Genomic DNA, 5,334 nt, shown 5'->3' with positions numbered 1-5,334 from the left:
GCGATCTCCGGCGCCTCGACCTTCGCGCTGAGCAATGCGTCGAAGAGCGTCACCGACACGCGGACTGAACTCGGCCTGCGCACCGACAAGTCGTTCGCCATGCAGGACGGCATCCTGACGCTGCGCAGCCGCGTCGCCTGGGCACACGACTTCAATCCGGATCGCGCGATCGCTGCCGCCTTCCAGGCGCTGCCCGGCTCGTCCTTCGTGGTCAACGGCGCGGCGCAGGCGGCCGACGCCGCGCTGACCACGGCGTCCGCCGAGATGAAGTGGAGCAACGGCTGGTCGGCCGCGGCGACATTCGAGGGCGAGTTCTCCAACGTGACGCGGTCGTACGCGGGCAAGGGTGTGGTGCGTTATGCGTGGTAAGCGTCTTGCGCTGGCGGCGTTGAGCCTGTGTGCATTGTTGCAGTCGGCCGTGCCCGGGCACGCCCAATGCAACCCTTGCAACGTCACGGTCGGTGCTGATCCCGGAACGAATTCGAGCGGTGTCACGGGCGGCGTCGGCACGTTGAGCTGGGCGCTGGCGCAACTCAACGCCAGCGCGGCCACCAATCAGGTCATCAATATCCAGACCAACGTCACGCTGTCCGGCCCGCTATCGCCGATCTTCAACTCGGTGACCATCAACGGCAATGGGTTCACGATTTCCGGCAACACCACCACACGCATCTTCATGGTCGGCGTCGATACCGCGACCCAGCAGAGCGCAGCGGTCGCCGGCTCGATCATCGCGCAGACCGCGAACGTCAGCATCAACAACGTGACATTGGCCAACGGACTGGCGCAAGGCGGGACAGGCGGGGGCGCCGGCCTGGGTGGCGCGTTGTTCGTGAACCAAAGCGGCAACGTCACGCTGAGCGATGTGAGCTTTTCCGGCAATGCCGCGAAAGGTGGCGCTGGCGGCAGCAACACCGGCGGTGGCGGTGGCCTGGGCGGCGCTGGCGCCGGCTACGGCGGCGGTGGGGGCATCTTTGGAAATGCCGCCAGCGGCGGCGGCGGCATCTTCGGCAATAGCGGCGGCGGCATCGGCTCGAATGGCGGTGGCGGTTTCACGGGAGATGGTGGGGGGGGCTGTACCAACGGATCTGCGGGCGCCCTGTCGATTGCCGGACTGAGTGGAACGGGTGGGAGCGGTTGCCGCGGCAGTTCGGCAGGTGGAGCGAATGGCGGCGGCGGCGGCGGCTCGGGCATTGGCAACGGCACTGGTGGCGGCGGCGGCTTCGGTGGCCAGAACTCCATTGGAGGCTTTGGCGGCGGCGGCGGTGGTGGCGGCGGCGGCGTTGGTGGTTTCGGCGGCGGCGGCGGCGGCGCCGTCGGCGGCAGCGGTGGTTTCGGCGGCGGCGGCGGCGGCGGCGCCATCGGCAGCAGCGGTGGTTTCGGCGGCGGCGGCGGCGGCGGCAGTGGTTCCAGGGGCGGCAACGGCGGCTTCGGCGGCGGTGGAGGAGCCACGACCTTCAGCACGGAGCCGGGCGGAACGGGTGGGTTTGGTGGCGGCAATGGCGGTTCCGCCAATGACATTAATGTTGGCGGCGGCGGCGGCGCCGGGATGGGGGGCGCCGTCTTTGTGGTCAGCGGCGGTTCGCTGACCATCGCGGGAAGCGGCAGCCTGTCCGGGAGCTCGGTAAGCCCGGGCGCGGGTGGGGTCTCCGTCGTCCGCGGCGCCGACGGCTCCGCGTATGGTTCGGGCATTTTCGTCGAAGGCTCGACGCTGAAATTCGGCAGCGGCAGCTACACGGTCTCGGACGTCATTGCCGATCTCAACGGCTCGGCCGGCAACACCACGACGTCAAACGGCGTCGGCGGAACGGGTGGCGCCAGCGCCATCGTCAAGAACGGCACCGGCACCCTGACCCTCTCGGCCGCGAACACCTATAGCGGCGGCACGACGCTGACGGCGGGCGCGATCAAGGTCGGCACGTCCTCGACCGGATCTCCCGGCGCGCTGACGTCGGGTGCGCTCGGCACCGGCACGCTCGCCATGGCGGCCGGCACGACGCTCGGCTTTGCAGGCAGCGGGCTCACGATCGGCAACGCCATCACGGTTTCGGGCGATCCGACCTTCGTCACGACCGCGCCCGCGAACAATCCGCAGATCATCACCGGCGTCATCAGCGATGCCGCGGCGCCCGCACCGGCCGGCGTCGTGGTGGTCGATGGTGGCGGCTCTCTCGCGCTGCAAGGCCAAAACACCTATAGCGGCGGCACCACCATCTGCGGTGCGACGGCGACCGCGACCTGCACGAACACCAATGGCACCACGCCCACGACACTGATCGTCAACAACTCGAATCCCGGAACGTCGTCCTCGATCGGGACCGGCAGTCTGACTTTCGACGGCGGTATCCTGCAGGTGGGCGCCACAAACCTCTCTTTCGCCAATGCCATTGCGATCAATTCGACCGGTGGCACCATCGATGCCGGCAACAACACCGTGCGCTGGACCGGCGCCATCACCAATGGCAGCGGCGCTACGCCAGGGTCGCTGACCATCATCAGCAGTGTCGGCAGCGGCGTCGTGTTCCTTGCTCCGACGTCGCCCGGTGGCAACACCTATTCCGGCGCCACGATCATCGGCGATGGCACGCATCTGGTCGCGCTCGAGGGGGCAGCGACCAATGCTTTCAGCGCCAATTCGGCTGTTACCGTCAATGCCGGTTCGTACCTCAACCTCGGTGGCCATGATCAGGCCATCGGCTCTCTCGCGGGCACGGGGACGGTGCAGGATGCCGGCGGGATCGGAACGACGCACGTTCTGACGACCGGCGGTGACGGCAGTTCGACCACCTTTTCCGGCCTGATCAATGACGGGGGGGGCCGGCTCGGCCTCAACAAGACCGGAGCCGGAACGCTGACACTCTCGGGCGCCAACACTTACAGCGGCGGCACCACACTGACATCAGGTGCAATTGAGGTCGCGACCGCAACCATCGGCACGCCGGGGTCGATCACGTCGTCGGCCCTGGGGACCGGGTCGCTCACCTTCAATGGCGGCACACTCCGGGCAGGCGGCAACTACACGATCGCCAATGCCGGTCTGCTCAACACCGCGGGCGGCACGATCGATGCCAACACGTATACGCTGACCGTGTCGGGGGCGATCGGCAACGGCAATGGCAACACCGGTACGCTGAACATCATCGACAGTTCAGGTGGCGGCACCATCGTCTTCACCGCTGCGAACAGCTATGCGGGGCCCACCGTCATCGGCGATGGCTTCCACAGTGTGATCTTGCAGGCGGGCGCCGCGGGTGTCTTCAGCGCCGGTTCCGCGACCACCGTTCAGACGCTCGGCACGGTCGACCTCAACGGCTTTGCCCAGACCATCAACGCGGTGACGCTGGCGGGGGGCACGATCCAGAACGGCGCGCTGACCGGAGCCATCACCTCTAGCGGCGGCACAGTGAAGGGAATCTCTGGCAGCGCCTCTCTGGCGACGAGCGCGGGCACAACGACGCTGAAGGGAACCAACACCTACAGCGGTGCGACCACCGTCAATGGTGGTACGCTTCTTGGCGGCGCGGCTGGTGTTTTCAGCGCCGCGAGCGCAACCACGATCAATGCCACGGGCACGGTCGATCTCGGCGGCTTTGCCCAGACCATCAACGCGGTGACGCTGGCGGGGGGCACGATCCAGAACGGCGCGCTGACCGGAGCCATCACCTCCAGCGGCGGCACGGTGAGCGGGATCAGCGGGTCCGCGACCCTGACCACCACATCAGGCACGACATCTGTTGTTGGTGCGAACACCTACACCGGTGCGACCACCGTCAATGGTGGTACGCTTCTCGGCGGCGCGGCTGGTGTTTTCAGCGCCGCGAGCGCAACCACGATCAATGCCACGGGCACGCTCGATCTCGGCGGCTTTGCCCAGACCATCAACGCGGTGACGCTGGCGGGTGGCACGATCCAGAACGGCGCGCTGAGCGGGGCCGTCACCTCCAGCGGCGGCACGGTGAAGGCGATCGGCGGGTCCGCGACCCTGACCACCACATCAGGCACGACATCTGTTGTTAGTGCGAACACCTACACCGGTGCGACCACGGTCAATGGTGGTACGCTTCTCGGCGGCGCGGCTGGTGTTTTCAGCGCCGCGAGCGCAACCACGATCAATGCCACGGGCACACTCGATCTCGGCGGCATTGCCCAGACCATCAACGTGGTGACGCTGGCGGGTGGCACGATCCAGAACGGCGCGCTGACCGGGGTCATCACCTCCAGCGGCGGCACGGTGAAGGGAATCGCTGGCAGCGCCTCTCTGGCGACGAGCGCGGGCACAACGACGCTGATGGGCACCAACGGCTACAGCGGTGCGACCGCCGTCAATGGTGGTACGCTTCTCGGCGGCGCGGCTGGTGCTTTCAGCGCCGCGAGCGCAACCACGATCAATGCCACGGGCACACTCGACCTCGGCGGCCTTGCCCAGACCGTCAACGCGGTGACGCTGGCGGGTGGCACGATCCAGAACGGCGCGCTGGCCGGGGCACTCACCTCCAGCGGCGGCACGGTGAACGGGATCGGCGGGACCGCGACCCTGACCACCACATCAGGCACGACATCTGTTGTTGGCGCCAACACCTACACGGGCACGACGACGGTCAGCGGTGGCGCGCTGTCGCTCGCCGCGGCCGGCAGCATCACCTCCAATGTCACCAACAGCGCGATCTTCACAACCTCGGGCACGGTCACCGGCGCCGTGACCAACACCGGCACGGTCAATGCCAACGGCGGCGCGGTCACCGGCGCGATCGCCAACACTGCCGGCACGTTCACTGTCGGCGGTGTCTTCGCCGGCAACGCGACATTCACCAACGCCGCGGGCGCGAACCTGGCGATCGCATCGGCCGGCAGCTTCAATCTCGGCGGTCTCCTGACCAACGCCGGCGCGGTCACGGTGTCAAATGGCGGCACGCTGACTGCAACTGCGGGTGGCATCACCAACAGCAGCGGCGGCGCCATCATCGTGGCGGCGGGCGGCACGGTGCGCGACGCTCTCAACAATGCCGGCACGGTGACCAACAACGGCACCTATGTCGCTGCCGTCGCCAGCAATACCGGCCGCATCGTCAACAATGGCAGCTGGACCGGTACGATTACCAACACCGGTGGCACGTTCAACAATGCCGGCACGCTCGATGGCAACGCCACCATCTCCGGCGGCGCTCTGTTCGGTGCCGGTTCGGTGACAGGCAACGTCGCGATCGGCAGCGGCGCGGCCTTTGCGCCGGGCAACGGCACGCCGGGCACGTCGATGGCCGTCACCGGCAGCCTCGCGTTCTCCCCGGGCGCGTTCTACCAGGTGGCGATCAATCCGCAGACGGCGTCGTTCGTCAC

2 protein-coding genes are annotated in these 5,334 nt (G+C 67.7%); both read left to right on the top strand.

From position 1 onward, the window contains the following. Nucleotides 1–369, top strand: a 369-nt coding sequence (locus JQ639_RS35145; RefSeq protein WP_211968510.1) for an autotransporter outer membrane beta-barrel domain-containing protein, incomplete at its 5' end; no start/stop codon positions are given. Further along, a partial coding sequence (locus JQ639_RS35135) for a beta strand repeat-containing protein (protein WP_283818108.1) occupies nt 359–5,334 on the top strand: 4,976 nt, incomplete at its 3' end. The genes JQ639_RS35145 and JQ639_RS35135, both read left to right, overlap by 11 nt.

This window comes from Bradyrhizobium sp. U87765 SZCCT0048, from assembly GCF_018131225.1.
GTDB lineage: Bacteria > Pseudomonadota > Alphaproteobacteria > Rhizobiales > Xanthobacteraceae > Bradyrhizobium_A.
Note: the sequence above shows the minus strand (reverse complement) of the source record. Positions and strands in the feature narration are given on the sequence as shown.